We start from the raw sequence: 26,067 nt of genomic DNA, 5'->3' as shown, positions 1-26,067 counted from the left end.
TGGGAGCGGGCTTGCCCCGCGAAAGGGCCGCTGCGGATTCAAGTGAAACTGGCAAAATGCGCCTGCATCCGCCGCGCATCCGCCTCCCGCCCACTGAACAGCTCAAACGCCTTCACCGCCTGAAACACCGCCATGTTGCTGCCATCCAGGGTACGGCAACCCAACGCCCGTGCCGCCCGCAGCAATTCGGTCTCCAGCGGGAAATAGATGATCTCCGCCACCCACAGCCGCGCATGCAGCCACTCGACCGGCAACGGCGTGCCCGGCAGCTTGGCCATGCCCACCGGTGTGGTATTCACCAGCCCATCCGCCGCCGCCAGCTCACCCGCCAGGTCGCTGCCGATCACCGCTCGGCCGGCGCCGAAACGCTGGTTCAGGTTGTCCACCAGCGCCTGCGCCCGCGCAGCGTCCACTTCGAACAGCACCAGCCTTTCGACACCTTCGCCCAGCAGCGCATGGGCCACCGCGGAGCCTGCACCGCCAGCACCCAGCTGCACCACCTGGCGTCGTGCCACATCCGGCAGGCCACGGCGCAAGCCTTCGGCAAAGCCCAGGCAGTCGGTGTTGTGGCCGACCCGCTTGCCGTCCTTGAGCACCACGGTGTTCACCGCGCCGATACCGCGTGCCTCGTCCGACAGCTCGTCGAGCAGGGGCAGGATCGCCTGCTTGAACGGGTAGGTAATATTCAGCCCGGTGAAACCGGTGCGCTGCGCGGCGTCGAGCAACTGGGGCAGGGCGCTGTCATCGAGCTGCAACTGGTCGGCATCGATCAGGCGGTAGAGGTAGCGCAGCGCCTGTGCATCGCCCTCGTGCTCGTGCAGGGCAGGGGTGCGCGACAGCTGGATGCCACGGCCGATCAGACCGGCCAGGATGGTGGGCTGGGTCATGCGGCGTGCTCCTGCAACAGCTCGGCGAAGTGGCTGAGGGCCATGCGGTAGCCTTGGCTGCCGAGGCCGCAGATCACGCCAATGGCGATCGACGAGACGAACGACAGGTGGCGGAAGGGTTCGCGCTTGTGCACGTTGGACAGGTGCACTTCGATCACCGGCAGTTCACTGGCCACCAGCGCATCGCGGATGGCCACCGAGGTGTGGGTCCAGGCGCCGGGATTGATCAGGATGCCCGCGCAGCGGCCGCGCGCGGCGTGGATCCAGTCGATCAGTTCGCCTTCGTGGTTGGTCTGGCGGAACTCGATCTGCAGGCCCTGTGCCTGGGCGGTGTCGGCGCAGCCCTGGGCGAGGTCGGCGAGGGTTTCACGGCCATACTGGGTGGGTTCGCGGGTACCCAGCATGTTCAGGTTAGGGCCGTTGAGCACAAGAATAAGGGGCTTCATGGCAACATCGCTTTGTTGTTTTTGGATGCGCCTATGTTTGTACTACCCGGTTAGTTTCGTCAATCGGACCCGTCCGGTAAGTGGGCGATTATCGAACCCAGGCAAAAGCGAGATGACAAAATTGTAATGTCCCAGCCACCGCCCCGATAACCACGCCTCCCTACAGTCCTCCGGCAACGCTCGCCGACGAGGACTTTTGAAGTGCCCATCCCCCGCAAGATCGCCGTGCTCTGCCTGCTGCTCGCGGCCACCGCCAGCGCCCAGGCCGCGCAGGGCTTGAGCCTGCCCGAAGCGCTGTCTGCCGCCTTTGCCAACAACCCCGAGCTGGCGGCCGCCGGCCGCGAGATCGGCATCGCCGAAGGCGAACGGCGCCAGGCCGGGCTGATCCCCAACCCGGAGCTGTCCTGGGAGGTCGAAGACACCCGCCGCGACACCAGCACCACCACGGTCACCCTCAGCCAGGCGCTGGAGCTCGGTGGCAAGCGCGGTGCGCGCATCGCCGTGGCCAGCAGCGGCCAGACCATCGCCCAGCTCGACCTGCAACGCCAACGCAACGGCTTGCGCGCCGACGTGGTCCAGGCCTTCCATACCGCCTTGCGCGCACAGACGGCGGTGGAGCTGGCGCAGCAGTCGCAGGCGCTGACCGCGCGCGGCCTGAAAGTGGTGCAGGGGCGTGTGACCGCCGGCCAGTCCTCCCCGGTGGAAGCCACTCGCGCGCAAGTTCAACTGGCTCAGGCACACGCCGAGGTGCGCCGCGCCGAAACCCAGCGCACGGTGGCCTTCCAGGCCCTGGCACGGCTGACCGGCAGCCCGCTGGCGGCATTCCGGGAGGTGCAGGCCGCCGACCTTTCCCCAGGCGCGGCCCCCAGCACAGACGCCTTGCTTGCCCAGCTCGAACAGACCGCCGAATGGCGACTGGCCGCCGCCCAGATCGAACGGGGCGACGCGTCGCTGGGGTCGGAAAAGGCCCAGCGCATCCCCGACCTGACCGTCAGCCTCGGCAGCCAGTACAGCCGCGAAGACCGCGAGCGGGTCAACGTGGTCGGGCTGTCCATGCCCTTGCCACTGTTCGACCGCAACCAGGGCAATGTGCTGGCCGCCGCGCGCCGCGCCGACCAGGCGCGTGACCTGCGCAATGCCGTGGAATTGCGCCTGCGCAGCGAAACCCGCAGCGCCGTCAGTCAGTGGCGCACGGCGCTGCAGGACGTGGAGGACTACGAACGCACCATCCTGCCGTCGGCGCAGCAGGCCGTGGACACCGCCACCCGCGGTTTCGAAATGGGCAAGTTCGCCTTCCTCGATGTACTCGATGCCCAGCGCACGCTGATCGAGGCGCGTGCGCTGTACCTGGAGGCACTGGCCCAGGCGACCGATGCGCGGGCGCAGGTCGAGCGCATCTATGGCGACGTAGCGGCTTTGAGCAATACAACGATCAGCAGGAGCAACCATGAATAACCCACGCAAGCTCGCCCTCCTGGCGGCTGCCGTTGCCGTGCTCGGCTTCGGCGGCCTGGCCTGGACCGGCAACCTCGGCCAGGGCAAGCACGATGACCACGCCGAAGACAGCCATGAGCACGCCGAAGACAGCCATGCCCATGGCCAAGCGAGCGCCCAGGCGCACCAGGAAGAGGAGGGCAAGGTTCACCTGTCCGACACCCAGATCGAAGCGGCCGGCATCCAGCTGGCGGCTGCGGCGCCGGCCGCGATGAGCAGCGCCATCAGCTTCCCCGGCGAGATCCGTTTCGATGAAGACCACACCGCCCACGTGGTGCCCCGCGTGCCTGGCGTGGTCGAGTCGGTGCAGGCCAACCTGGGCCAGGCGGTCAAGCGCGGCCAGGTGCTGGCAGTGATCGCCAGCCAGCAGATCTCCGACCTGCGCAGCGAGCAGCTGGCCGCCCAGCGCCGCCTGGAGCTGGCGCGGCTCACCTTCGAGCGTGAGCGACAGCTGTGGCAGGAACGCATCAGTGCCGAACAGGATTACCTGCAGGCCCGCCAGGCGCTGCAGGAAGCCGAAATCGCCATGGCCAATGCCCGGCAGAAAGTCGCTGCGGTGGGCCCGGCCGGCAGCGGCAACCGCTACGAGTTGCGCGCGCCGTTCGATGCGGTGGTGGTGGAAAAGCACCTGACCGTGGGTGAGGTGGTCGATGAGACCAGCAACGCCTTCACCCTGTCCGACCTGAGCCGGGTCTGGGCCACGTTCGCCGTCGCGCCGCGCGACCTGGCCAAGGTCACCACCGGGCGCAGCGTGATCGTCAGCGCGCCGGACCTGGGCGCCCAGGTCGAGGGCCAGATCAACTACGTCGGCAGCCTGCTCGGCGAGCAGAACCGCGCCGCCACCGCCCGCGCCACTCTGGCCAACCCGGACGGCGCCTGGCGCCCTGGGCTGTTCGTCTCCATCGCGGTCAGCGCCGAGCGCGTCAACGCCGCCGTGGTGGTGCCGCAAAGCGCGCTGCAGAGCTGGGAGGAGCAGACCGTGGTGTTTGCCCGTACCGCGGAAGGCTTCGAGGCACGCCCCGTGCAGATCGGCCGTCGCGACGCCGGCCAGGTAGAGATCACCGCCGGCCTGGACGCCGGTACCCAGGTGGCTGCCGCGGGCAGCTTCGTCCTCAAGTCGGAGCTTGGCAAAGGCTCCGCCGAGCACAGCCATTGATTGCGGGGACGCTTGCATGTTCGAACGCCTGATCCAATTCGCCATCGAGCAACGCCTGGTGGTGATGCTCGCCGTGGTGCTGATGGCGGCCGTGGGTATCCACAGCTACCAGAAACTGCCCATCGACGCGGTGCCCGACATCACCAACGTCCAGGTGCAGATCAACACCGCTGCGCCCGGTTACTCGCCGCTGGAAACCGAACAGCGCATTACCTACGCCATCGAGACCGCCATGGCCGGCCTGCCGGGGCTCAAGCAGACCCGCTCGCTGTCGCGCTCCGGGCTGTCCCAGGTGACGGTGATCTTCGATGACGGCACCGATCTGTTCTTCGCCCGCCAACTGGTCAACGAACGCCTGCAGGTCGCCCGGGCGCAGTTGCCCGAAGGGATCGAGTCCGGCATGGGGCCGATTTCCACCGGCCTTGGGGAAATCTTCCTGTGGACGGTCGAGGCCGAGGAGGGCGCGCTCAAGGATGACGGCACGCCGTACACGGCCACCGACCTGCGCGAGATCCAGGACTGGATCATCAAGCCGCAGCTGCGCAACGTGCCAGGGGTGGCCGAGGTCAACAGCATCGGCGGCCATGCCAAGCAGTACCTGATCGCCCCGGAGCCCAAGCGCTTGGCAGCCTACAAGCTGACCCTCAACGACTTAATCGGCGCCCTCGAACGCAACAACGCCAACGTCGGCGCCGGCTATATCGAGCGCAACGGCGAGCAATTGCTGATCCGCGCGCCGGGGCAGGTGGCCACGGCCGAGGACATCGCCAACATCGTCATCTCCACGGCCGATGGCACGCCGATCCGCGTCAGCCATGTGGCCCAGGTCGGTCTGGGCCAGGAGCTGCGCTCGGGCGCGGCCACCGAGAATGGCCGCGAGGTGGTACTGGGCACGGTGTTCATGCTGATCGGCGAGAACAGCCGCACCGTGTCCCAGGCGGTGGCGGCCAAGCTGGTGGACATCAACCGCAACCTGCCCAAAGGGGTGGTCGCGGTGACGGTGTACGACCGCACCCACCTGGTCGAAAAGGCCATCGCCACGGTCAAGAAGAACCTGGTCGAAGGCGCGATCCTGGTGATTGCCGTGCTGTTCCTGTTCCTCGGCAACATCCGCGCGGCGCTGATCACCGCCATGGTCATTCCGCTGTCGATGCTGTTCACCTTTACCGGCATGTTCAGCAACAAGGTCAGCGCCAACCTGATGAGCCTTGGCGCGCTCGATTTCGGCATCATCGTCGACGGTGCGGTGGTGATTGTCGAGAACGCCATCCGCCGCCTGGCCCATGCCCAGCAGCGCCATGGCCGCATGCTCAGCCGCAGCGAGCGCTTCCACGAGGTGTTCGCTGCGGCCCGGGAGGCCCGTCGGCCGCTGATCTACGGTCAGCTGATCATCATGGTGGTGTACCTGCCGATCTTTGCCCTGACGGGCGTCGAGGGCAAGATGTTCCACCCCATGGCCTTCACCGTGGTGATCGCGCTGCTGGGCGCCATGATCCTGTCGGTGACCTTCGTGCCCGCAGCCATCGCGCTCTTCGTCACCGGCAAGGTCAAGGAAGAGGAAGGCCTGGTGATGCGCACCGCGCGCCAGCGCTATGCCCCGGTACTGGCCTGGGTGCTGGGCCGGCGCAAGCTGGCCTTCAGCGCGGCGGCCGTGCTGGTGGTGTTGTCCGGGGTCATGGCCAGCCGCATGGGCAGCGAGTTCATCCCCAGCCTCAGCGAGGGTGACTTTGCCCTGCAGTCCCTGCGGGTGCCGGGCACCAGCCTGTCGCAGTCGGTGGACATGCAGCAGCGCCTGGAGCAGGCGATCATCACCCAGGTGCCGGAAGTGCAGCGGGTGTTTGCCCGCACCGGCACCGCCGAGATCGCCTCCGACCCGATGCCGCCGAACATTTCCGACGCCTACGTGATGTTGCGCCCTCAAGAGCAGTGGTCGGACCCTGGCAAGTCGCGTGAAGCGCTGATCGCCGAAGTGCAGCGCGCGGCCGCCAGTGTGCCGGGCAGCAACCATGAGTTGTCGCAACCGATCCAGCTGCGCTTCAACGAGCTGATTTCCGGCGTACGCAGTGACGTGGCGGTCAAGCTGTACGGTGACGACATGGACGTGCTCAACCGCACCGCCGCGCAAATCGCCAGCAGCCTGCAGCAAGTGCCGGGCGCCTCGGAAGTGAAGGTCGAGCAGACCACCGGCCTGCCGGTGCTGACCATCGATATCGACCGCGACAAGGCTGCCCGTCATGGCCTCAATGTGGGTGACGTGCAGGACGCCATCGCCATTGCCGTTGGCGGTCGCACGGCGGGCACGCTGTACCAGGGCGACCGCCGCTTCGACATGGTCGTGCGCCTGCCCGAGGCGTTGCGCACCGATGTCGATGGCTTGTCCAGCCTGCTGATTCCCGTGCCCGCGAGCGCCTCGGCCGGGGCCGCGCAAATCGGCTTCATCCCGTTGGCGCAAGTCGCCACGCTGAACCTGCAACTGGGGCCGAACCAGGTCAGCCGCGAGGATGGCAAGCGGGTGGTGGTGGTCAGTGCCAACGTGCGCGGGCGTGACCTGGGCTCGTTCGTCGAGCAGGCCGAGCTGGGGTTGCGCGAGCAAGTGGCGATACCGCCCGGCTACTGGACCCGCTGGGGCGGCCAGTTCGAACAGTTGCAGTCGGCGGCCGAGCGCCTGCAGGTGGTGGTGCCGGTGGCGTTGCTGCTGGTCATGGCGCTGCTGCTGATGATGTTCAACAACCTCAAGGATGGTCTGCTGGTGTTCACGGGCATTCCCTTCGCCTTGACCGGCGGGGTGCTGGCGCTGTGGCTGCGTGACATTCCCCTGTCGATTTCCGCAGGGGTGGGTTTTATCGCCTTGTCCGGCGTGGCGGTGCTCAACGGCCTGGTGATGATTGCCTTTATCCGAAGCCTGCGTGAGGAGGGCCGCAGCTTGCGGGTGGCGGTCGAGGAGGGGGCGCTGACGCGCTTGCGGCCGGTGCTGATGACCGCCTTGGTGGCGTCACTGGGGTTCATCCCGATGGCCTTGGCCACCGGCACCGGTGCCGAAGTGCAGCGGCCGCTGGCGACGGTGGTGATTGGTGGGATCCTGTCGTCGACGGCGTTGACCTTGCTGGTGTTGCCGGCGCTGTACCAGTGGGCGTACCGGCGCGAAGAGGTGTGAAGCAGGGGCCGCTTTGCGGCCCATTCGCGGGACAAGCCCGCTCCCACAGGTTGACTACAGGGTTTGAATGCAGTGAAGGACCTGTGGGAGCGGGCTTGTCCCGCGAATGGGCTGCAAAGCAGCCCCCCGTTTCAAACGCGAGCAGCCTGCCGGTGCCTATCGACCCCCGGCTCGTCATGCAACGAAATCCGCGCCGTTTCCGGCAACGCCAACCCCCCCACCAGCGCCACCAAAGCAATCACCACCAGGTAGAACGCCGGCGCCAGGCTACTACCGGTCAACCCGATCAACCAGGTTGCCACCAGCGGCGCAGTACCGCCAAACAGCGTGTAGGCCACATTGTAAGTAATGGCCGAAGCGGTATACCGCGTGCGGGTCGGAAAGCTCTCCGACAGCAGCGCAGCAGTAACCACCCCACTGCACAGCGCTCCCACCGCCAGCAGGATCACCCCCAGCAGCGCCCCCGACATCGAGCCGGAGCTGGCCAGCCAATACGCGGGGAACACACAGACCATCACCCACAGGCAGGTAAAGCCGATGGTCTTGCGCCGCCCGACGCGGTCCGAAAACGCCCCGGCCAGCGGGCAGCCGACCGCGGCGAACAGCAGCGCCACGGTGGTCACCAGCAGCGATTGGGCACGGGTCAGGTTGCCGACCAGTTGCAGGTAGGTGGCGAAGTAGGTGGTGAACATATAGAACGACAATGCCGTCAACGAAATGAACGCCCCCAGGTTGCGGAGGGTCCGGCCATGGCTGCGCAGGGTTTCCTTGAGCGGTGAGTGTTCATGGGCCTTGCCTTCGGCCAGGGCCTGGCGGAAGGCCGGGGTTTCTTCCATCCGCCAGCGCAGGTACAGGCCCACCAGCCCCAGCGGCGCGGCCACCAGGAACGGAATGCGCCAGCCCCAGGCGCTCATCGCTTCGGCCGACAGGCTGGCTTCCAGGCCATAGGCGATCACGGCTGCGCAGGCGAAGGCCGAGAAGGTCGAGACCGGCACGAAGCTGCCATAGAAAGCGCGTCGGTTGCGCGGCGCATGTTCCATCAGGTAGGCGCAGGCCCCGGCATACTCGCCGCCGGCGGAAAAGCCCTGCAGGCAGCGCGCCAGGGTCAGCAGCGCCGGCGCGGCGAGGCCGATGCTGGCGTAGGTGGGCAGCAGGCCGATCAGTGTGGTGGAGCCTGCCATCAGCAGGATGGTGAGGGACAGGATGCGCTTGCGCCCGAGCCGGTCGCCCAGGGCACCGAACACGATGCCGCCCAGTGGCCGCAGGGCGAAGGCCACGGCGAACACGGCGAAGGTCTTGAGCAGCGCCACGCTGGCATCGCCGCTGGGGAAGAACTGGCTGGCGATGAGGGTGGCGAGAAAGCCGTACACGGCGAAGTCGAACCATTCGACGAAGTTGCCGATGGCCGAGGCGGCGATGACGCGGCGTAGCGTGGTGGGGGATACCTCATGAGATGCGGACATGTGCAGGTGCTCCGGTTCCATAGGCAGCCTGAAGGGACGTGACGTGGTCACGGCCGCGTCATCGTTGTTGTTTCAGGCAGTAGACCGGGCTGTGCGGGGTTGCGCTTCCTCGTGGGCGACATCGGGATATCTGTTTTGACCGTGCTGGCCCGCGAAAAGGGGGGCAGTGGATGGCCAGGGCTTCGCCCTGGTTCGCGGGACAAGCCCGCTCCCACAGGTCCAGCGCCGTTTTCATGAACAGAGGTAGAGGTCCAGCACCGTTTTCATGAGCACGGGTGAACCTGTGGGAGCGGGCTTGTCCCGCGAACACGGGCGGAGCCCGTGCCATACGGCATCATGGCCGCCCCACCCGCCACGGCGCGTAATCCACCTCGCTGTAGCCGCTCGCCAGCCCCCTCTCATCGGTGACATAGCCGGGCATCTTGCGCAGGTCGAGTGCCATGCAGCGGCTGTTCAGCTGCGCCTGCAGGTTGCCATCCAGGCGAAACGCATCGCGGCGCAGCGGGTGCGGGTACAGCTGCACCAGGCAGCCCTCGACGTGACCCTGGGCGTCGGCCTCGTAATACACCGAAGCCCTGCCGATACTGGTCACCGCTTGGTCACGCAACAGGCTTTCCCAGAAGAACTGCTGCTGTGCAATGGCGCTGTGTCGCTGCGCGGGCAACACCACCACCATCGGCGCCAGCACTTCGACCTCGCCGTTTTCGTCGAGCATTTCCTTGGGCACGACCGGGTAGATGGTCTTCCAGCATTGCGCCTCGACCAGCGTGTTCAGCCCCTTGAGATTGGTCGGCATGACCCCCGCGGGCATTTTCAGTTCATAGGTCAGCGGGGCTCTGCGGGACTCGCAGCGGATGGGGGCGGAGTGCCGGTCCAGGGTGACCTTGAGCAACACGGCGCCCGCCTGTTCGCCGGTGTTGGCCATGGCGATGCTGCGGATCAAGGCCTGCTGCATATCGTGGGTGAAGGTCTTGAGGGTTTGTTCATCCACGTTGGACGAGGAGTGGCTTTTGCAACCCGCCAGGCAGACAAAGGCGGTGATCAGCAGAACCGGGGACAGCGTTTTGAACACGTGAACTTCCTTGCCATGAAAGTCGCCGGAGCTTCATGTGCCGGCAGGTGAGAGGTGGGCAGATTATCACTGAAGATTGCTTGGGAAATGGACGTATCAACGGTAGGACACTTTACATTGTGCAGTCCGGCCTGGCCGCCACGCTGGCGACCAGGCCGCCCCCATCAGAACCGCATGTCCACCGCCACCTCGAACGTCCTCGGCGCGCCCATGTAGTACTGCAGTCCGTACGCCTGCTTGGCATACACCTCGTCGGTCAGGTTGCGCACCCGCCCGGTGACCGTGGTGTGTTCGTCCAGCCGGTAGCGGGCAAAGGCACCGAACAGGGTATAGGCCGGGGCCTTGAGGGTGTTGGCATTGTCGGCATACACCGAATCGACATAGCGGCTGTCCACCCCGACCGACCACGCCGGGTCGAGGCTGTAGGTCAGCCACAGGTTGGCCACGTTGGCCGGCACGTTGACCGGGGCATTGCCCTTGCGCGATACCGACACGCCGTTGACGGCTTCGTTGAACTCATCGTACTCGGCATCGACATAGGCATAGTTGGCTTCGGCCAGCAGCTTCGGCGTCACCTGCAGCCGCCCCGACAACTCGATCCCGCGGGAAGTCTGTTGCCCGGCCTGGACCGTCTGGTTGGGGTCGACCGAATCGCGCACGGCGAAGTCCTTGCGCACGATCTGGTACAGCGCCACCGTTGCCGCACCACGTCCTTCCAGGAAATCGAACTTGCTGCCCACTTCCCACTGCTCGCCCCTGGACAGGTCGAACAGGCCGACGTTGGAGTAGGTCGCCGCCGCCAGCGAGCCGGCAGGCAGGTCGGCGGCGGTGCTGTACTGCACATAGACGCTGGCCGCTGGGGTCAGCGCGTAGGTCAGGCCGATGCGCCCGGACAGCGGTTCCCAGCGGCGTTCGAAGAAGGCCGGCGAGGTCGGCGTGACGGCGCCGTAGTTGGTCACTTGCATGTCCAGGTAGTCGTAGCGCAGGGCGGTCAGCAGGGCCAGGCGCTCGGTCAGTTGCAGGCGGTGCTCGGCGAACACGGCGCGGTTGGTGACTTCATGGCGGCGCCCCTTGGTCAGGCCCGCATTCACCCCGGGGATGTCGTCGAAGCTGCCCGGATCGAAGTGGTCGGGGTCGACCACGTCGGTGTAGCTGCTCGAGGTCGGGTAGAGCGTCTGGCGCATGCGCGAATAGTCCAGGCCCAGCGACCACTGGCTGGCCAGGCCGAACAGCCTGTGGTCATGGCGCAGCTCGACGCGGTCACCCAGCACGTTCTGGTCATGGCGCTGCAGGTAGGGGCTGGCGCGCAGCACGTTACCGTCGCTGGTATAGCTGTAGCGCTCCAGGTTGCGGTAGTCGCGCTGGGCGTTGTAGTGGTACAGCGTGTTCTGCACGCTGGTGCTGTCGCTGACCTGGTAGTCGAGGATCGAGCGCAACCAGCGTACCCGCTGTTCATAACGGCCGTCGGCGACGTTGTAGTTTTCAAAGCGGCGGCTGTTGTCGATCTTCATGGTGCTGCGCCCGGGCAAGATCGGCGCCCCCCAGTACGGGCTGTCCTCGCGGTCTTCCTGGTACTCCAGGGCCAGGGTGTGGGTGAGGTCGGGGGCCAGGTCGCTGAGCAGCGAAAACGCAACGCTGTCGGTCTGCCGCTCGTTGCGGTCGATGTAGCCGTTGCTGCCGCTGTGGCTGTAATCCAGGCGCATGAAGTGGCGGGCATCGGCCGGGTTGCCGGCCAGGGCCTGGTTGATGCCGAAGGCCGCTTCCGAGTCGTCGTAGCTGCCATAGCGCACCCGCCCGTCGATGATCTGCTGGTCGCGGGTGGCGAGCTTGGTGATGTAGTTGATCGAGCCGCCGACCGAGCCTGCACCGTGCAAGAACGACGAGGGCCCGCCGAGCAGCTCGACCCGGTCCAGCACCCAGGCATCCACCGGCCGCATCGCGCTGCTGTAGCCAAGGTTGATGCCGTTGAACAGCTGGGTGACCTGGTTCTGGGTGAAACCGCGATAGCTGACGAAGCCGCCAAAGCCGGGGTTGGCCGAGGCGTTCACGCCGGTCATGGCGTTGATCACGTCCTGGCTGTCCTTGGCGCCGCGTTCTTCGATCAGGCGGCGGTCGGACACGCTCACCGACGCCGGGGTTTCGCGGGCGGTCAGGCCCAGCCGGGAGCCTGTGCGGATCGGTTCATCCAGTTGCACGCCGGAGGGGGCGTCACGTTCGCCGTCGATGGTGGTGGCGCCGAGTTCCACGGCGGCGTCGTCCGCCCAGGTGAAGGTGCAGGTGCCCATGAGGAGCACCAGGGAGGTATTGCGGAGCATATTATTGTGTCTTCCACGCAAGGGTCATGGCTGACCACGACCGCGCACGCAGGCGCGCCCGGCTGGGGTCAGGCGATATGAAGGGCTGCTGCGGGGAAGGCGGCGGGGGGCGCGCGGGGGGTGAGGGCAGGGCGTTGGTAGCGGGGCGGCGGTTGCGCCCAGCTGCGCACGACAATGGGTGAGGTGGCGGCGCTGTGTGCTGGGGCGAACGAGAAGCCAGCGCTGCTCAGGGGTACTGCCATGCCGAAGGAAGAACAGACCGGGCAGTCGAGCTGGGCCATGTGCTGGTCGCCACCGGCGCCATCCAGGTCGATGGCGACACCGTGCTCGCTGTTCACCGAACAGAACCCGCCTTCCAGGCCGGCCAGGCGCAAGCCGCCCATCTGGCCATGGTGCAGGCCGCACAGCAATAGGCTGAACAGGACGCTGGCATAGAGCGTCCAGGCGGTCAGCGTGCGGGTCTGCCGGGTGGTTTTCATGGCGGCGAATCTATCACCCGGACGAGCGGTCGGGTAGCCCCTGCGCGTGGAAGATTTGCCCGGTCAGGCGGCCCGTTCCAGCACGTCGAGCAGGTCGACGAACTCCAGTGACAGTTTGTGCCGCGGTGCCAGGTGCACCAGCGGCACCGAGGCCTGGTGCGACTCGCGCATCTTGATCGAGCTGCTCAGGTACACCGGCAATACCGGCAGGCCTTCGCTGCGCAGCTGGTCGACCAGGGTCTGGTGCAAGGCTGTGCGCCCGGCGAATTGGTTGACCACCACGCCCTCGACCTGCAGCGACGGGTTGTGGTCCTGGCGCATCTCCTCGACCTCGGCCATGACGCTGAGCAGCGCCTGGCGCGAGAAGCTGTCGCAGTCGAACGGAATGAGCAGGCGCTCGGCGGCCACCAATGCGCTGAAGGTGTAGAAGTTCAGGGCCGGGGGCGTGTCGATGTAGATCCGTTCGTAGTCTTCGCCCAGCTCGATCAGCAGCTTGCGCAGCTTGTTGATCTTGAACTTGTGCTCCAGCTTGCTCTGCAGGTCGCTGAGGTCGGGGCTGGCGGTGACCAGGTGCAGGTTGGGGTAGCGGGTCTCAGTGATCGCCACGCGGTGCTTCTTGCCCGCGGCGGTAGAGGGCGACAGGGTCTGGCGGAAGAAGTCGGCGATGCCGGCCGGGATGGCGTCGTCGGTCAGCCCGGTGAGGTAATAGGTCGCGTTGGCCTGCGGGTCGAGGTCGACCAGCAATGTGCGATAGCCCTCGGCGGCACTGGCTGCGGCCAGGTTGCAGGCGATGCTCGACTTGCCCACGCCACCTTTCTGATTGAAAACCACACGACGCATGAGACGCTCATCCATGAAGTAGGTAAATGTCAGGTTGGGGTCAATCCTATGACCGAAAGACGACAGTATTATGACAAGACTTGTTACAGCTAGCGTAGCAGAGCGTTTTCTTCCCGCTCGCTCAGTTCATCTTCCACCTGCTGCATGCGCTGCGCGGCCAGTGCCTGCACCTTGGCATCGCGCGCCGTCTCGCGCATCAGCCGGGTGAGTTTTTCGCTCAGTCGCTGGCCTTCTTCGGTCTCTTCCATGGCCCGCGCCTTGGCCGGGTCGCGGGTGGCCGCGACGATGCTGGCGAACTCGGCGTCGCTGAAGTTCTTCTCGCTGTAGAGCTTGAACAGGTCCTGGCGCTGGTCCTCGACCGTGAGGTGCTTGCGCAGCACCTCGCGAATGGTCTGTTCATCGAGTTGCGGGTGGGTGCGGGTGAGCAGCGCGGCCATGCGCTCGATGTTGTGCGCGTAGGCTTCCTGCAAGGGCAGGTTGGCCAGGATCTGTTCTTCGCGGGTGGGTTTCTGGTCGCAGGCGCCGAGGGCGGCGATGAGCAGCAGGGGCAACAGCAATTTCGGCAAGCGGGGCATGTGGGGGGCCTTGGGCGCATTTCAGACGGAGGATTATAGCGAGGTCGCCCCGGCGCTGCGCACGCACTGGGCGTGCGCAGAATTTGCCACTCAGGGGGTGCCGTTGCGTCCGTGCGCAACAAAGCCGGGGCGGTCGGTCAGGCGTTCGAAGTAGGCGCTGACGGCCGGCAGCGGCGGGTGCTCGAAGGGGGTCTCGAACCAGCGGTTCACCGACAGCCCGATCGGGATGTCGGCCAAGGTGAACCGATCACCCGCCACATAGGCGCCGGTCGTGGCCAGCTGTCGCTCGAGGATCTGCATGTAGTGCACCCACTGCGCGCAACCTTCGGCCAGTGCCTGCGGGTCCTGATGCGCGGGGGAATGCCGGACCAGCGACATGAAGGCGTAGCTCCACGAGCGGTTCAGGTCCGTGGCCTGCCAGTCGATCCATTGATCCACGCGGGCCCTGGCGACCGCTTCGGCCGGGTAGCAACCCCCATCGCCATAGCGTGTGGCGAGGTAGCGGATGATGGTGTTGGATTCCCACAGGGTGAAGTCGCCATCCTGGATGACCGGCACCATGGCATTGGGGTTGAGCGCAAGGAATTCGGGGGCGTCGGTGGGCTGGAAGCCCGTGCCCCAGTCTTCGCGTTCGTACGGGATATCGAATTCGGCACAAGCCCACAGGACTTTGCGCACGTTGATGGAAGACGCTCTGCCCAGTATCCGTAACATGCCTTCGTCCTTGGTCGGGGAAGCGTCGATCGTCCATCAGGCCATGACCTGGGTCAAGGGGCTGGGTGAAGGCTGGGTGAAAATTACCCAGCCTGTTTCGCATTGGTGCATGTTCGCCTCCAGATGAGTCACGCGGCACACATTGCTTTCTCCTTGGCGACGCTATTCTGTGCAACCTGCACAGTCTTTCTTATGCCCCGCGCCTGCTTTTTCGGCTTTCCCTGCCTTGGCAAAAGCGGCCCGCATATTGCTCTTGTCGCTGCACCTTCAACCCGGAGCCACCCGACCATGAGCTCACCCTCCGAATTCCCCCTCTGCGAAGCGCCCCAGCATGCGCGCAAGGGCCTGTTGCCGATTGCCATGGTGCTGTTCAGTTTCACCTTCTTCACCGGCACCATGTTCGCCGGCGGCAAGCTCGGCATGGCCTTCAACTTCGTCGACATGCTGTGGATCGCCGCCATCGGCAACAGCCTGCTGGCGCTGTATGCCGCAGCGCTGGCGTTCATCGCGTCGCGCAGCGGGCTCAATACCGTGCTCATGGGCCGTTTCTGTTTCGGCGAGGCGGGCAGCCGGCTTTCGGATTTTCTGCTGGGCTTCGCGGAACTTGGCTGGTACGCCTGGGGCACGGCTACCGTGGCCATCGTGCTGGTCAAGCTGCTGGGGCTGGCCCCCGGTTTCACCGTGCCATTGATGGTGCTGTTCGGGCTGGGCTTCAGCATCACCGCCATCGTCGGCTTCAAGGGCCTGGACCTGCTGTCACGGGTGTCGGTGCCGTTGATGTTCGCGCTGTTGATCATTTCCATGGTGATCGCCACCCGCGATGTCGGGGGGGGGCAGCAGCTCGCGGCACTGGTGCCACACGAAACCCTGACCTTTTCCGCTGCGGTGACCATGGTCTTCGGCACTTTCGCCAGCGGCGCCACCCAGGCCACCAACTGGACGCGGCTGTCGCGCAGCGGGCGGGTGGCGGTCACGGCCAGTATCGTCGCGTTCCTGCTCGGCAATGGCCTGATGGTGGTGGCCGGTGCCTGGTGCGCGATGGTCTACCAGCAGGCCGACATCGTCGAAGTGATGATGCTCCAGGGCCTGTCGTTCGCGGCGGTGGTGATGCTCTGCCTGAACCTGTGGACCATCCAGGGGCCGACCATCTACAACGTCTCGGCGGCGGCCTGCCACCTGCTGCGCAGTGAGCGTCGGCGCACCATGACGCTGGCGGCGGCGGGTGTCGGCATCCTGCTGGCGATCGGTGGCATGTACGAATTGCTGATCCCGTTCCTGGTGCTGCTGGGGTCGATCATCCCGCCGGTGGGCGGGGTGATCATGGCCGACTTCTGGTACCGCCACCGTGGCAAGTACCCCGCGTTGGGTTCGGTCAGCCTGCCGCGCTACAACCTTGCCGGGCTGTTCGCCTATGCCGTCGGTGCGGTACTGGCCTACGCCTCGCCCTGGGTGGCCCCGCTTGTAGGCATCAGCGCCTCGGCACTGTGCTACATCCTGCTGCTCGAGCTGCGTGGCCGGCGCCAGGCGCTGGGCCAGGCCGAGGTCGAACCGTGAGCCTGGCACTCGAAGAACTCCTGTGCCTGCCGGGTTTGCAAGAGATGCGCGTGCGGGCCGGCGCACGCAACCTGCAGCGACGTGTGCGCTGGCCGTACGTGGCGGAAAATGAAGGCATCGCCGAGTGGGTGATGGGCGGCGAGCTGGTGTTCGTCACCGGCATCAATCACCCGCGTGGCGAAAGCAACCTGCTGAGCCTGGTCGAGGATGGCGAGGCGGTGGGTATCGCCGGCATGGTGATCCTCACCGGTGGCTCGTTCATCCAGCACATACCGCCCGCCGTGATTGCCCGTGCCGAGCAACTGGGCCTGCCGCTGATCGAGCAGCCCTATGCGCTGAAGATGGTGGTGGTCACCCACCTGATCGGGACTGCGCTGGTGCAGATGACCCAGGAGCGGCGTTCGCGCAACGACATCCTCGGCCAGTTGCTGACCGGTGATTACCCAAGCCTGGCCATCGCCCGGCAGCGTGCGGCGCACCTGCAACTGGCCCTGGACGGGCCGCGCCGGCTGGTGGCGCTGCGCCTGTCGGCGGTCGACGAGCTGTTCGAACGGCACGGGCTGGCCCAGGGCGAACGCTTGTGGCAGGGCACCCGGCAAGCGCTGGAAGACCTGCTCGAAGCCTGGTGTCGCGGCCGGCCCGAAGCGGTCACGGCGCAATTGGCGGGTGACCTGTTCGTGTTGCTGCTGCCGGATTCGCCGCACCTGCGTGCAGCCTTGGCCGACCTGCACCGACAACTCGCCGCGCTGGTCGGGGAAATGGGCCTGTTCATGGGGCTTTCCAGCCCCGCCGAAGACTGCGCCCATTATCGCCAGGCCCTCAACGAAGCCCGCCAGGCGCTGGAGGTGGCGCAGAACCTGCGCCCGGCCACGGGCCTGTGCGACTTCAGCGAACTGGGCGTGCTGCGCTTGCTGCAGGGGATCGTCGACCGTTCGCTGCTCGACGACTTCGTCACCCGCACCCTCGGCCCACTGCGCAGCACCGGGCGCAAACAGCCCAATACCTTGCTGCACACCCTCGACGCGCTGCTCATGGAAAACGGCAACGGCCTCAAGGCCGGGCAGCGCCTGGGCGTGCACCGCAACACCATCAACCAACGGATGCAACGTATCGAACAATTGAGCGGGCAGTCCCTCGACGACCCGCTTTTTCGTATGAATGCTGCGGTCGCTATGCTGATATGGCGCATGACCGAAGCCCAAGGCAAGGAGTAACCCCATGAACATCATCAATGCACGCCTGCGTGGCAAGGCCGGCCTGTTCCGCATCGAACTGCAAGGCGATCGCATCGCTGCCATCGAGCCCCAGGCCGACGTCGTCGCCGGCAGCGCGGTGGACGACCTGGACGCCCAGCAGAACCTGGTGGTGCCGCCCTTCGTCGAGCCGCACATCCACCTGGATGCGACCCTCACGGCGGGCGAGCCGAAGTGGAACATGAGCGGCACGCTGTTCGAAGGCATCGAGCGCTGGGCCGAGCGCAAGGCCATCACCACCCATGACGACATCAAGACCCGCGCCAAGAAGACCATCGGCATGCTGGTGGACCACGGCATCCAGCATGTGCGCACCCACGTCGACGTGACCGACCCCAAGCTCACCGCGCTCAAGGCCATGGTCGAGGTGCGCGATGAAGTACGCGACCTGGTCGACCTGCAGATCGTCGCCTTCCCCCAGGAGGGCATCGAGTCCTACGCCAACGGCCGGGCGCTGATGACCGAGGCGGTGGCCATGGGCGCCGATGTGGTGGGTGGCATTCCGCATTTTGAAAATACCCGCGACCAGGGCGTCTCGTCGGTGAAGTTCCTGATGGAGCTGGCCGAGCGCACCGGTTGCCTGGTCGATGTGCATTGCGACGAGACCGACGACCCGCAGTCGCGTTTCCTCGAAGTGCTGGCCGAAGAGGCACGGGTGCGCGGCATGGGCGCGCGGGTGACGGCGAGCCACACCACGGCCATGGGCTCCTATGACAATGCCTACTGCTCCAAGCTGTTCCGCCTGCTGAAGATGTCGGGCATCAACTTCGTCTCGTGCCCGACCGAGAGCATCCACCTGCAGGGGCGCTTCGACACGTACCCGAAACGCCGCGGCCTGACCCGCGTGGCCGAGATCGACCGGGCGGGGATGAACGTCTGCTTCGGCCAGGACTCGATCGTCGACCCGTGGTACCCGCTGGGCAACGGCAACATCCTGCGCATTCTCGAAGCCGGCCTGCACATCTGCCACATGCTCGGTTACGAAGACCTGCAGCGCTGCCTTGATCTGATCACCGACAACAGTGCCCGCACCCTCAACCTGGGCGAGCGCTACGGCATCGAGGCAGGGCGCCCGGCGAACCTGTTGCTGTTGTCGGCGGCCGATGACTACGAAATGGTCCGCAGCCAGGGCCATGCGCTGGTGTCGGTGCGCCACGGCAAGGTGCTGATGCGCCGAACCCCGGCCCAGATCGAGCGCTTTGCTTAATCCCTATCTAACGGTTGGCGCAATCCTTGTGGGAGCGGGCTTGCCCCGCGAAGAAAACACCGCGGTGCATGGCCAGGGCTTTGCCCTGGTTCGCGGGACAAGCCCGCTCCCACAAGGGGGGTCGTCAGTTGTTGGAACTTGAGCAAGACAGTTGCTCCCGCAGGACAGCGGCAAGGCAGGCCCTGCTTCAGCAGACATCCGCCCCCAGCTCTGGCATGGTATGACGCCGATCAAGCCAAGCTGACAAGCACCTATGGACTCGCTCTACCTCATCGCCGTTGGCGCCATCGTCGCCGGATTCGTCCAGGGCCTTTCCGGTTTTGCCTTTGGCATGGTCGCCATGTCGTTCTGGGCCTGGGGCCTGGAGCCACGGCTGGCGGCCTCGCTGACCGTGTTCGGCAGCCTCGCCGGCCAGCTCATCGCCGTATTCAGCGTGCGCCGCGGCTTCAGCTGGCCACTGCTGTGGCCCTTCGTGCTCGGCGGCCTGGCAGGCATCCCGCTGGGAGTGTGGGTGTTGCCCTACCTGAACATGCTCTGGTTCAAGGCCGTGTTCGGCACCTTGCTGGTGCTGTGGTGCCCGCTGATGCTGCTGGCACCGCGCCTGCCACGGCTGCCGGGCAACCGCCTGGCCGATGGTGCGGTGGGTATGCTGGGCGGTGCCCTGGGCGGCATCGGCGGTTTTACCGGGACAGTGCCTACACTGTGGTGTACCTTGCGTGGTTTCGAGCGTGATACCCAGCGCGCGGTGATCCAGAACTTCAACCTGTCGATGCTGCTGGTGACCCTGCTCACCTACCTGGGCACCGGTGTGGTCACCCGCGACATGCTGCCCTCCTTCGGCGTCGTGCTGCTGGCCATGGCCTTGCCGGCGCTGCTTGGCACGCGGGTATACCTGGGGATCAGCGAGCAGGCGTTTCGCCGGGTGGTGCTGGGGCTGCTGACCTTGTCGGGTGTGGCCATGCTGATGGCCTCGTTGCCCCAGTTGCTGGGACGCTGAACGCTTGCCTAGGGGCGTTGAACTTGGCAACCTTTGGACCGCTGCACACTTACCAGGCGCTACAGAAGGAATCGCACCGTTGAGTCGGGACAACGTCGGGAAACGCCTTGTGGCCACGCTGCTGGGCCTGGTCGCCATGCTGCTGGTCTATCTGGTGTTCAAGGACACCGCTCGGCTGGATGCGTCGCTGACTTACGCCTACCTGACCTACCCGAGCCAATTCAGCGAGCGCATCAGCAGGGCCAACGATCAGCTCAAGTACGAACAGCTGCAGCCCCGCATCAGCCGCATCGGCCAAGGGGCCTTGAGCCAGGACCAGGTCGACAGGCTGGTGGAGCTGGCCCAGGCGCCCTACGCCCAGTTGTTCGCCAAGCCGTTCGAGGCGGGGCTGGTGGACCACCGCACCGGCTTGCTCATCGACCTGCGCAACACCGGCGACAAGGCCGTACGCGAGGTCAGGATTCACCTGCCGGCCAAAGGCCTGGTGCAGGTACGCGACGCGGCAGGCAACGACACCTTGTACGAGGCCTCGACGCCTTTGGTGGAGATCGCCAGCATCGACCCTGGCGGGGTGTGCAAGGTCTGGGTCTATTTCGATGCCGACTATTCGCAGATCCGCCAGGGCGGTATCAGCATCAGCCACGCCGACGGGGCAGCGGATGTGCGGGTCTACCGCGAATTTGCCGGCTTCCCGGCGCTGGTGGCGCGCTACAGCGGTGAGTTGGTGGCGCTGTTGGGCGTGCTGGTGCTGGCTGTGCTGGGCCTGGGCTATGCCTGCCTGGCGCGGCGACGCATGCCGAGCTTGCCGTCCTGAGCCGCTACCAGAATCCAGCGTGATTTCTGTGGGAGCGGGCTTGTCCCGCGAACCAGGGCAAAGCCCTGGCCATACACCACTATTGCCTGGGCCGGCCCTTTCGCGGGACAAGCCCGCTCCCACAAGGACCGCGTCAGCTTCAACATTCCGAGTAGGCCAGTTGCCCCACAGGCTCACTAGCGAACTGTCAGCTACCCCCATCGTGCAAGGCCAGGCTCTGGCGCAGCTGCTCGACCATGGCCATGCGCAATGCCTGCGGCGACTGCACACAGATGGAACCCGCCTGCGACAGCAGCCAGCCCATCAGCGCGCGACTGTCATGGACGGTGGCATCGAGTTTCGCCCCCCCGGTTTCCTGCGGCGACAGGCGCATGTCCTCGGACAGCGGCTGATCTTCAAGCCGCCGTGCCAGGCCGTCGTCCACCCAGGCGCGCAGTTCGATCTGCGCCGTGGGTGAGAGTACATCCGGCTGCAGCTGCTCCAGCTGGCTTGGGTCCAGGCCCGGCTGCCAATACCAGCCATAGGGCATCCCCTTGCTGTTGCAGTGCACCGCAAACAGCGTGGCCAGCTCATTGAGGTCGCGCTCGACCGTGCGCTTGCTGGTCTTGTGGCCAGCCTTGGCCAGCGCGGCTTGCAGCTGTGCAGCGCTCTTGCCTGGGTGCCGGTCGGGGAGCAGTTTGAGCAACTGCCATTGGCGGGCGATGGTGTGGCGGGTAGGGTGGCTAGGCACGAGTCTCTTCCTTGAGCGCCAGGCGCAAGGAGCGCCCGGAGTAATGGCGTTTAGCTATTGCGCGTAGCATACCCGCTCAACGAATGGGATCCAAGTTTTAGCCAAGCCGGCGCTTCGTGAGCGTCCCCCTTAGTCGAGGCTGGCTTGCAACGCTTCGATGAACACCTCTTCAGCCCGGCTCAAACGCTGCTCCCGGTTCCACAGCAAGTGAATGTCCACGTCCGCGATCCCTTCCTGCGGCGGCAGCTTCCACAGCAAACCCGCCGCCACATCTGCCGCCACCACATGCTCCGGCAGGCAACCGATGCCAAAGCCGGCGATCACCAGCCGGCGCACTTCCTCAAGGCTCGGCGAAGAGGCCACGATCCGCCCGGAAAACCCCTGCTGGTCACGAAAAATGGTCAGCGGCGAGAGCATGCCGCCGATCTGATCGCTGGTGAAACTGACGAAGTTTTCCCGCTGCAGGTCGCCCTGCGCCTGGCCGAACAGCGCATGGTGCTTGCCGCAGAAAAAGGCATAGCGCTGGCGCAGGAACAGGCGTTGCTCAAGCCGGGGCTGCGGTCGGCGGTTGAGGCTCAGGCCCGCCGTGGCGGTTTTTTCCTGCAGCGCCGCGACGATGTCGGAGCTGCGCATCACGTCGATCTCCACATCCACCCGCGGGTGCTGGCGGTGAAAATCAGCGAGATAATCGTCGAAACGCTCGCTGACGATGCGGCTGATCATCAGCAGGCGCACCTTGCCCACCAGCTCATCCGCCGGTTGCTCCAGCAGGCCGCCGATCTGCGACATCTGCCCGTACACCTCGCCGGCCAGCTGGAAGAGTTGCTCGCCCATGTCGGTGAGCACGAAGCGTGGCCCGCGCCGGGCAATCAGCTGGCGGCCGAGCTGGTCTTCCAGACGTTTGAGCGCCTGGCTCACCGCCGGCTGGGTCAGGTGCAGGCGCGCGGCGGCGCGGCTGATGGACAGCTCCTGGCCGATCACCCTGAAAGTGCGCAGCAGGTTCCAGTCGAGGCGGTCGTTGAGCAGGCGGTCGGACATGATCAAGCTCGATGATAAGCAGGGTTAATAGTTGGAATAATAAATAGAAAATTGACTAATCATAGCCCCGGAACGATAAATCTCGGTCAGAGCGCCGCCAGAGCGCCACCGTGACCCCGTAACTCCTGCCAAAAAAACAAGCAAAGGAGCCCCCATGAAGCCCATCGCTTCGCCCCAGCCGCGCCGTGCCGCCGCCGCCGCGTTCATCGGTACCATGATCGAGTGGTACGACTTCTACATCTACGCCACCGCCGCCGCCCTGGTGTTCGGCGCCTTGTTCTTCCCCTCCGACGACAGCCTGTTCAGCACCATGGCCGCCTTCGGCACCTTCGCCGTGGGCTTCTTCGCCCGGCCCCTGGGGGGCATCGTGTTCGGCCATGTGGGCGACCGCATCGGCCGCAAGAAGTCGCTGGTCATCACCCTGCTGATGATGGGCATCGTCACCGTGTGCATCGGCCTGCTGCCGACCTACGCGCAGATTGGCGCCGCCGCGCCGGTGTTGCTGATCATCCTGCGCGTGGTCCAGGGCATTGCCGTGGGCGGCGAGTGGGGCGGGGCGGTGTTGATGGCCGGTGAGCATGCGCCCAAGGGGCGCCGCAACTTCTTTGCCTCGTTCGCCCAGTTGGGCAGCCCGGCAGGTCTGATTCTCTCGCTGCTGGCCTTTGGCGCCGTCACCCGCCTGCCCGAGGAAGACCTGATGAGCTGGGGCTGGCGCGTGCCGTTCCTGGCCAGCGCGCTGTTACTGCTGGTGGGCCTGGCGATCCGCCTGGGGGTCAATGAGTCGCCCGAGTTCCTGGCCAGCCGCGAGCAGGCGGAAAAGGCCAAGCGCAAGGAGCAGGCGCCGGTGCTGGAAGTGCTGCGTACGGCCTGGCGGCCACTGCTGCTGTGCATCGGCGCCAATACCCTGGGTATCGCCGGGGTCTATTTCACCAATACCTTCATGATCAGCTACACCACCCAGCAGTTGCACCTTGAGCGCTCGCTGATCCTCGAATGCCTGTTCTTCGTGGCGATCATCCAGTTCTGTGTCCAGCCGCTGGCCGCCTGGCTGTCGGAAAAGCTCGGTGCCACCCGCTTCCTGGCCCTGGTCGCGCTGTTGGCGATGGCCTCCCCATACCCGATGTTCGTGCTGGTCAGCTCCGGCGAAGGCCCGCTGATCGTGCTCGGCATCGCCCTGGCGGCGGCCTGCATGGCCTCGTTCTACGCCGTGATCGCCGGCTACGTCAGCGGCATGTTCGAGACCCGCGTGCGCTATACCGCGATTTCCATGGCCTACCAGGTCTGCGGCGCCATCGCCGGTGGCCTGACCCCGTTGATCGGCACCTGGCTGGCCCACAGCTTCACCGGGCAATGGTGGCCGATGGCGCTGTTCTACACCCTGATCGCCAGCATTTCCCTGGTCTGCGTGCTGGCCCTGGCGCGCCAGTACGCCCGCAGCCAGCGTCTGGAACTGGCCTGAATCATCCGTTTTTGCGAGGAGTTACCCCCATGTTGAAAAGCAATGGCGAACGCCTGTGGGCGAGCCTGATGGCCATGGCCGAAGTCGGCGCCACCGCCCGCGGCGGCAGCTGCCGCCTGGCCCTGAGCGACGAGGACAAGGCTGGCCGCGAACTGTTCAGCCACTGGTGCCGCGAGGCGGGCCTGAGCCTTTCGGTGGATGCCATCGGCAACCTGTTCGCCCGCCGCCCCGGCACCGACGCCGATGCAGCCCCGGTGATGATGGGCAGCCACCTCGACACCCAGCCCGAGGGCGGCCGTTTCGATGGTGTCTACGGTGTGCTGGCGGGCCTGGAAGTGGTACGTCGCCTGAACGACTTGAACATCCAGACCCGCAAACCCCTGGAAATCGCGGTGTGGACCAACGAGGAGGGCGCCCGCTTCACCCCGGCCATGTTCGGCTCGGCGGTGTTCACCGGCACCCTCGCGCTGGAGCAGGCCCTGGCCATCCGCGATGCCGACGGCATCAGCGTCGCCGATGAACTGCAGCGCACCGGCTACGCCGGCCAGCGCCCACTGGGCGGCAAGGTCGATGCCTACTTCGAGGCGCACATCGAGCAAGGCCCGATTCTCGAAGACAACGCCAAGGCCATCGGCGTGGTCACGGGTGGCCAGGCCATCCGCTGGCTGGACGTGACTGTCGAAGGCATGGCCGCCCACGCCGGTACCACGCCAATGCCGCTGCGCAAGGATGCTTTGTATGGCGCCGCGCGGATGATCCAGGCGGTCGAGCAGCTGGCCGCCGATTTCGCCCCGCAAGGCTTGACCACCGTGGGCGAGCTGTCGATCGCCAAGTCTTCGCGCAACACCATCCCCGGTGCGCTGCGTTTCACGGTCGACCTGCGCCACCACCGTGACGAGGCGATCGAGGCCATGGAGCGCGACCTTGGCCAGCAGCTGCAGGCCATCGCCGCGCAGCGCGGTCTGCAGGTGCGCATCGAGCGCCACTGGGTCAGCCCGGCGACGCCATTCGATGCCGAGTGCGTGGCGGCCGTGCAGCAGGCGGTGGACGGCCTGGGCTATGCCCAGCAGGCGATCGTCAGCGGCGCCGGCCATGACGCTATCCTGCTGGCACGCTACTGCCCGACGGCCATGGTGTTCATCCCCTGCGTCGGTGGCCTGAGCCACAACGAGGCCGAAGACGTGCTGCCCGAGGACGCCCGCCAGGGTGTCGATGTATTGCTCAATGCCGTGCTGGCCCGCGCTGGCCATACAGAACAAGGAGAAGTCTGATGCGTTGCTACTTCCACCCCGAACAGCTGTTGCACCACCCTCGCAGCTACTACTCGCGCGGCGCCATGCGCACCCCGCAGGAAGTCCCCGAGCGCGCCCAGCGCCTGTTGCAGGCGACCAAGGACCTTGGCTTCGACATTCGCCAGCCCGACGACGCCGGCCTGGCCCCGCTCAAGGCCGTGCACGGCGACGCGTACCTGGCCTTCCTCGAAGAAGCGCACGCACGCTGGAAGGAAGTGCCCGAGGACTGGGGCGATGAAGTGATGTCGAACATCTTCGTGCGGGAGCCCAATGCCCTGCGCGGCATTCTCGCCCAAGCCGCTCGTTACCTGGCCGATGGCAGCTGCCCGGTGGGCGAGCACACCTGGCGCTCGGCCTACTGGTCGGCGCAGAGCGCGGTGGCTGCGGCCAAGGCGATTCTCGATGGTGAGCCGGCGGCATACGCCCTGTGCCGGCCACCGGGGCACCATGCGCGGTTCGATGCGGCCGGTGGGTTCTGCTACGTGAACAATGCCGCCGTCGCTGCCCAGGCCCTGCGCAGCCGCTACAGCCGCGTGGCGATCCTCGATACCGACATGCACCATGGGCAGGGGATCCAGGAGATCTTCTACGAACGCAATGATGTGCTGTATGTGTCTACCCATGGCGATCCGACCAATTTCTATCCGGGTGTGGCCGGGTTCGAGGATGAGCGCGGCAGTGGTGCGGGGGAGGGGTACAACCTCAACCTGCCGATGGCCCATGGGGCCAGCGAGGCGGATTTCATGGGGCAGCTGGAGATTGCGCTGGATGCTGTGAAGGACTTTGGCGCCGAGGTGCTGGTGCTGTCGCTGGGGTTCGATATCTACGAGTTGGACCCGCAGAGCAAGGTGGCGGTGACGACCGAAGGGTTTGCGACGTTGGGAGAGCGGATTCGGGCGTTGCGCATGCCGTGTGTGATCGTGCAGGAGGGGGGGTATCACCTGGAGAGCCTTGAGGCGAACGCGCAGGCGTTTTTTTCGCAGAAGGGGGATTGGCGGTAGGTGAGGGGCTCGCCACATAAATTTTGGCGCCCATGAGATCGAGCGCCGCCCGCGCGGCGCATCGCGGATGAATCCGCTCCTACATTTGTTGCAACGTGCCACGGTCTGTCAGGCCATGGTTGTCCGC

General features: G+C 65.9%; 23 protein-coding genes. 12 read left to right on the top strand and 11 right to left on the bottom strand.

The window, feature by feature from the left end:
- Positions 1 to 38 precede the first annotated feature (38 nt).
- Together PMI38_RS08425 and aroQ are read right to left on the bottom strand one after the other, a co-directional pair.
- Positions 39 to 887 carry a shikimate dehydrogenase gene (locus PMI38_RS08425; RefSeq protein ID WP_008092727.1) on the bottom strand — a complete coding sequence of 283 codons (849 nt, stop codon included), beginning with the start codon at positions 885 to 887 and terminating at the stop codon, positions 39 to 41.
- Positions 884 to 1,333, bottom strand: coding sequence for a type II 3-dehydroquinate dehydratase (gene aroQ, locus PMI38_RS08420; protein ID WP_008092725.1), 450 nt, complete (start codon positions 1,331 to 1,333; stop codon positions 884 to 886). The genes PMI38_RS08425 and aroQ overlap by 4 nt, the downstream gene beginning before the upstream one ends.
- Positions 1,334 to 1,534: 201 nt before the next feature.
- On the opposite strand from aroQ, the gene PMI38_RS08415 reads away from it, so the two are divergent.
- From PMI38_RS08415 to PMI38_RS08405, 3 genes are read left to right on the top strand one after another with little or no spacing between them, the layout of a single operon-like run.
- Complete coding sequence (locus PMI38_RS08415) at positions 1,535 to 2,788, top strand: TolC family protein (protein ID WP_008092723.1); 1,254 nt, start codon at positions 1,535 to 1,537, stop codon at positions 2,786 to 2,788.
- Positions 2,781 to 3,983 (top strand): efflux RND transporter periplasmic adaptor subunit, encoded by a 1,203-nt coding sequence (locus PMI38_RS08410; RefSeq protein ID WP_008092722.1) that lies wholly within the window; start codon positions 2,781 to 2,783, stop codon positions 3,981 to 3,983. Before PMI38_RS08415 ends, PMI38_RS08410 begins: the two co-directional genes overlap by 8 nt.
- A 16-nt stretch (positions 3,984 to 3,999) precedes the next feature.
- Positions 4,000 to 7,137: a CusA/CzcA family heavy metal efflux RND transporter gene (locus PMI38_RS08405; RefSeq protein ID WP_008092720.1), complete on the top strand. Its 3,138-nt coding sequence runs from the start codon at positions 4,000 to 4,002 to the stop codon at positions 7,135 to 7,137.
- 131 nt (positions 7,138 to 7,268) lie between these two features.
- On the opposite strand, the gene PMI38_RS08400 is transcribed toward PMI38_RS08405, so the two are convergent.
- The 7 genes from PMI38_RS08400 to PMI38_RS08370 form a co-directional block, all read right to left on the bottom strand.
- Complete coding sequence (locus PMI38_RS08400; RefSeq protein WP_043273257.1) at positions 7,269 to 8,600, bottom strand: MFS transporter; 1,332 nt, start codon at positions 8,598 to 8,600, stop codon at positions 7,269 to 7,271.
- A 334-nt stretch (positions 8,601 to 8,934) separates the two neighbouring features.
- Positions 8,935 to 9,672 carry a hypothetical protein gene (locus PMI38_RS08395; RefSeq protein ID WP_008092717.1) on the bottom strand — a complete coding sequence of 246 codons (738 nt, stop codon included), beginning with the start codon at positions 9,670 to 9,672 and terminating at the stop codon, positions 8,935 to 8,937.
- A gap of 164 nt (positions 9,673 to 9,836) precedes the next feature.
- Complete coding sequence (locus tag PMI38_RS08390) at positions 9,837 to 11,987, bottom strand: TonB-dependent receptor (RefSeq protein WP_008092715.1); 2,151 nt, start codon at positions 11,985 to 11,987, stop codon at positions 9,837 to 9,839.
- Between the two features lie 68 nt (positions 11,988 to 12,055).
- A complete protein-coding gene (locus PMI38_RS08385) occupies positions 12,056 to 12,466 on the bottom strand; it encodes a DUF2946 family protein (protein WP_008092713.1) in 411 nt (136 codons plus the stop codon).
- A 63-nt stretch (positions 12,467 to 12,529) separates the two neighbouring features.
- Positions 12,530 to 13,306: a ParA family protein gene (locus PMI38_RS08380; protein WP_008092712.1), complete on the bottom strand. Its 777-nt coding sequence runs from the start codon at positions 13,304 to 13,306 to the stop codon at positions 12,530 to 12,532.
- Between the two features lie 89 nt (positions 13,307 to 13,395).
- Entirely contained in the window at positions 13,396 to 13,881 is a 486-nt protein-coding gene (locus tag PMI38_RS08375; protein ID WP_008092711.1) for a hypothetical protein, read from the bottom strand.
- A 90-nt stretch (positions 13,882 to 13,971) separates the two neighbouring features.
- Positions 13,972 to 14,595, bottom strand: coding sequence for a glutathione S-transferase family protein (locus PMI38_RS08370; protein ID WP_008092710.1), 624 nt, complete (start codon positions 14,593 to 14,595; stop codon positions 13,972 to 13,974).
- Here PMI38_RS08370 and PMI38_RS27715 point away from each other — a divergent pair.
- The 6 genes from PMI38_RS27715 (at position 14,594) to PMI38_RS08345 (ending at position 20,420) form a co-directional block, all read left to right on the top strand.
- On the top strand, positions 14,594 to 14,722 hold the full coding sequence (locus PMI38_RS27715) for a hypothetical protein (RefSeq protein ID WP_274517613.1): 129 nt from the start codon (positions 14,594 to 14,596) through the stop codon (positions 14,720 to 14,722). The genes PMI38_RS08370 and PMI38_RS27715 overlap by 2 nt on opposite strands.
- Before the next feature lie 161 nt (positions 14,723 to 14,883).
- The gene (codB, locus tag PMI38_RS08365; protein ID WP_008092709.1) at positions 14,884 to 16,149 is read left to right on the top strand and encodes a cytosine permease; all 1,266 of its coding nucleotides are present in this window, start codon (positions 14,884 to 14,886) and stop codon (positions 16,147 to 16,149) included.
- The gene (locus tag PMI38_RS08360) at positions 16,146 to 17,363 is read left to right on the top strand and encodes a PucR family transcriptional regulator (protein ID WP_008092708.1); all 1,218 of its coding nucleotides are present in this window, start codon (positions 16,146 to 16,148) and stop codon (positions 17,361 to 17,363) included. Before codB ends, PMI38_RS08360 begins: the two co-directional genes overlap by 4 nt.
- A 4-nt stretch (positions 17,364 to 17,367) precedes the next feature.
- Positions 17,368 to 18,609 carry a cytosine deaminase gene (gene codA, locus PMI38_RS08355; protein WP_008092706.1) on the top strand — a complete coding sequence of 414 codons (1,242 nt, stop codon included), beginning with the start codon at positions 17,368 to 17,370 and terminating at the stop codon, positions 18,607 to 18,609.
- 253 nt (positions 18,610 to 18,862) lie between these two features.
- On the top strand, positions 18,863 to 19,606 hold the full coding sequence (locus PMI38_RS08350) for a sulfite exporter TauE/SafE family protein (protein ID WP_008092704.1): 744 nt from the start codon (positions 18,863 to 18,865) through the stop codon (positions 19,604 to 19,606).
- A gap of 79 nt (positions 19,607 to 19,685) precedes the next feature.
- Positions 19,686 to 20,420 carry a hypothetical protein gene (locus tag PMI38_RS08345; protein ID WP_008092702.1) on the top strand — a complete coding sequence of 245 codons (735 nt, stop codon included), beginning with the start codon at positions 19,686 to 19,688 and terminating at the stop codon, positions 20,418 to 20,420.
- 187 nt (positions 20,421 to 20,607) lie between these two features.
- Here PMI38_RS08345 and PMI38_RS08340 read toward each other — a convergent pair whose 3' ends face one another.
- Entirely contained in the window at positions 20,608 to 21,150 is a 543-nt protein-coding gene (locus tag PMI38_RS08340; RefSeq protein WP_008092699.1) for a WYL domain-containing protein, read from the bottom strand.
- Between the two features lie 129 nt (positions 21,151 to 21,279).
- A complete protein-coding gene (locus PMI38_RS08335; RefSeq protein WP_008092697.1) occupies positions 21,280 to 22,188 on the bottom strand; it encodes a LysR family transcriptional regulator in 909 nt (302 codons plus the stop codon).
- Between the two features lie 154 nt (positions 22,189 to 22,342).
- On the opposite strand from PMI38_RS08335, the gene PMI38_RS08330 reads away from it, so the two are divergent.
- The 3 genes from PMI38_RS08330 to PMI38_RS08320 are packed head-to-tail and all read left to right on the top strand — an operon-like array spanning position 22,343 to position 25,940.
- The gene (locus PMI38_RS08330) at positions 22,343 to 23,647 is read left to right on the top strand and encodes an MFS transporter (RefSeq protein WP_008092695.1); all 1,305 of its coding nucleotides are present in this window, start codon (positions 22,343 to 22,345) and stop codon (positions 23,645 to 23,647) included.
- Between the two features lie 29 nt (positions 23,648 to 23,676).
- A complete protein-coding gene (locus PMI38_RS08325) occupies positions 23,677 to 24,918 on the top strand; it encodes a Zn-dependent hydrolase (protein WP_008092694.1) in 1,242 nt (413 codons plus the stop codon).
- The gene (locus PMI38_RS08320; RefSeq protein WP_008092692.1) at positions 24,918 to 25,940 is read left to right on the top strand and encodes a histone deacetylase family protein; all 1,023 of its coding nucleotides are present in this window, start codon (positions 24,918 to 24,920) and stop codon (positions 25,938 to 25,940) included. The genes PMI38_RS08325 and PMI38_RS08320 overlap by 1 nt, the downstream gene beginning before the upstream one ends.
- Positions 25,941 to 26,067 lie beyond the last annotated feature (127 nt).

Source organism: Pseudomonas sp. GM84 (assembly GCF_000282535.1).
GTDB lineage: Bacteria > Pseudomonadota > Gammaproteobacteria > Pseudomonadales > Pseudomonadaceae > Aquipseudomonas.
Note: the sequence above shows the minus strand (reverse complement) of the source record. Positions and strands in the feature narration are given on the sequence as shown.

Coding starts and splice junctions, on each gene's coding strand:
- PMI38_RS08405 (WP_008092720.1), top strand. CDS start 4,000: ATGTTCGAACGCCTGATCCAATTCGCCATCGAGCAACGCCTGGTGGTG.
- codB (WP_008092709.1), top strand. CDS start 14,884: ATGAGCTCACCCTCCGAATTCCCCCTCTGCGAAGCGCCCCAGCATGCG.
- PMI38_RS27715 (WP_274517613.1), top strand. CDS start 14,594: ATGCCTTCGTCCTTGGTCGGGGAAGCGTCGATCGTCCATCAGGCCATG.
- PMI38_RS08375 (WP_008092711.1), bottom strand. CDS start 13,881: ATGCCCCGCTTGCCGAAATTGCTGTTGCCCCTGCTGCTCATCGCCGCC.
- PMI38_RS08350 (WP_008092704.1), top strand. CDS start 18,863: ATGGACTCGCTCTACCTCATCGCCGTTGGCGCCATCGTCGCCGGATTC.
- PMI38_RS08335 (WP_008092697.1), bottom strand. CDS start 22,188: ATGTCCGACCGCCTGCTCAACGACCGCCTCGACTGGAACCTGCTGCGC.
- PMI38_RS08390 (WP_008092715.1), bottom strand. CDS start 11,987: ATGCTCCGCAATACCTCCCTGGTGCTCCTCATGGGCACCTGCACCTTC.
- PMI38_RS08380 (WP_008092712.1), bottom strand. CDS start 13,306: ATGCGTCGTGTGGTTTTCAATCAGAAAGGTGGCGTGGGCAAGTCGAGC.
- codA (WP_008092706.1), top strand. CDS start 17,368: ATGAACATCATCAATGCACGCCTGCGTGGCAAGGCCGGCCTGTTCCGC.
- aroQ (WP_008092725.1), bottom strand. CDS start 1,333: ATGAAGCCCCTTATTCTTGTGCTCAACGGCCCTAACCTGAACATGCTG.
- PMI38_RS08385 (WP_008092713.1), bottom strand. CDS start 12,466: ATGAAAACCACCCGGCAGACCCGCACGCTGACCGCCTGGACGCTCTAT.
- PMI38_RS08325 (WP_008092694.1), top strand. CDS start 23,677: ATGTTGAAAAGCAATGGCGAACGCCTGTGGGCGAGCCTGATGGCCATG.
- PMI38_RS08370 (WP_008092710.1), bottom strand. CDS start 14,595: ATGTTACGGATACTGGGCAGAGCGTCTTCCATCAACGTGCGCAAAGTC.
- PMI38_RS08425 (WP_008092727.1), bottom strand. CDS start 887: ATGACCCAGCCCACCATCCTGGCCGGTCTGATCGGCCGTGGCATCCAG.
- PMI38_RS08320 (WP_008092692.1), top strand. CDS start 24,918: ATGCGTTGCTACTTCCACCCCGAACAGCTGTTGCACCACCCTCGCAGC.
- PMI38_RS08410 (WP_008092722.1), top strand. CDS start 2,781: ATGAATAACCCACGCAAGCTCGCCCTCCTGGCGGCTGCCGTTGCCGTG.
- PMI38_RS08400 (WP_043273257.1), bottom strand. CDS start 8,600: ATGTCCGCATCTCATGAGGTATCCCCCACCACGCTACGCCGCGTCATC.
- PMI38_RS08330 (WP_008092695.1), top strand. CDS start 22,343: ATGAAGCCCATCGCTTCGCCCCAGCCGCGCCGTGCCGCCGCCGCCGCG.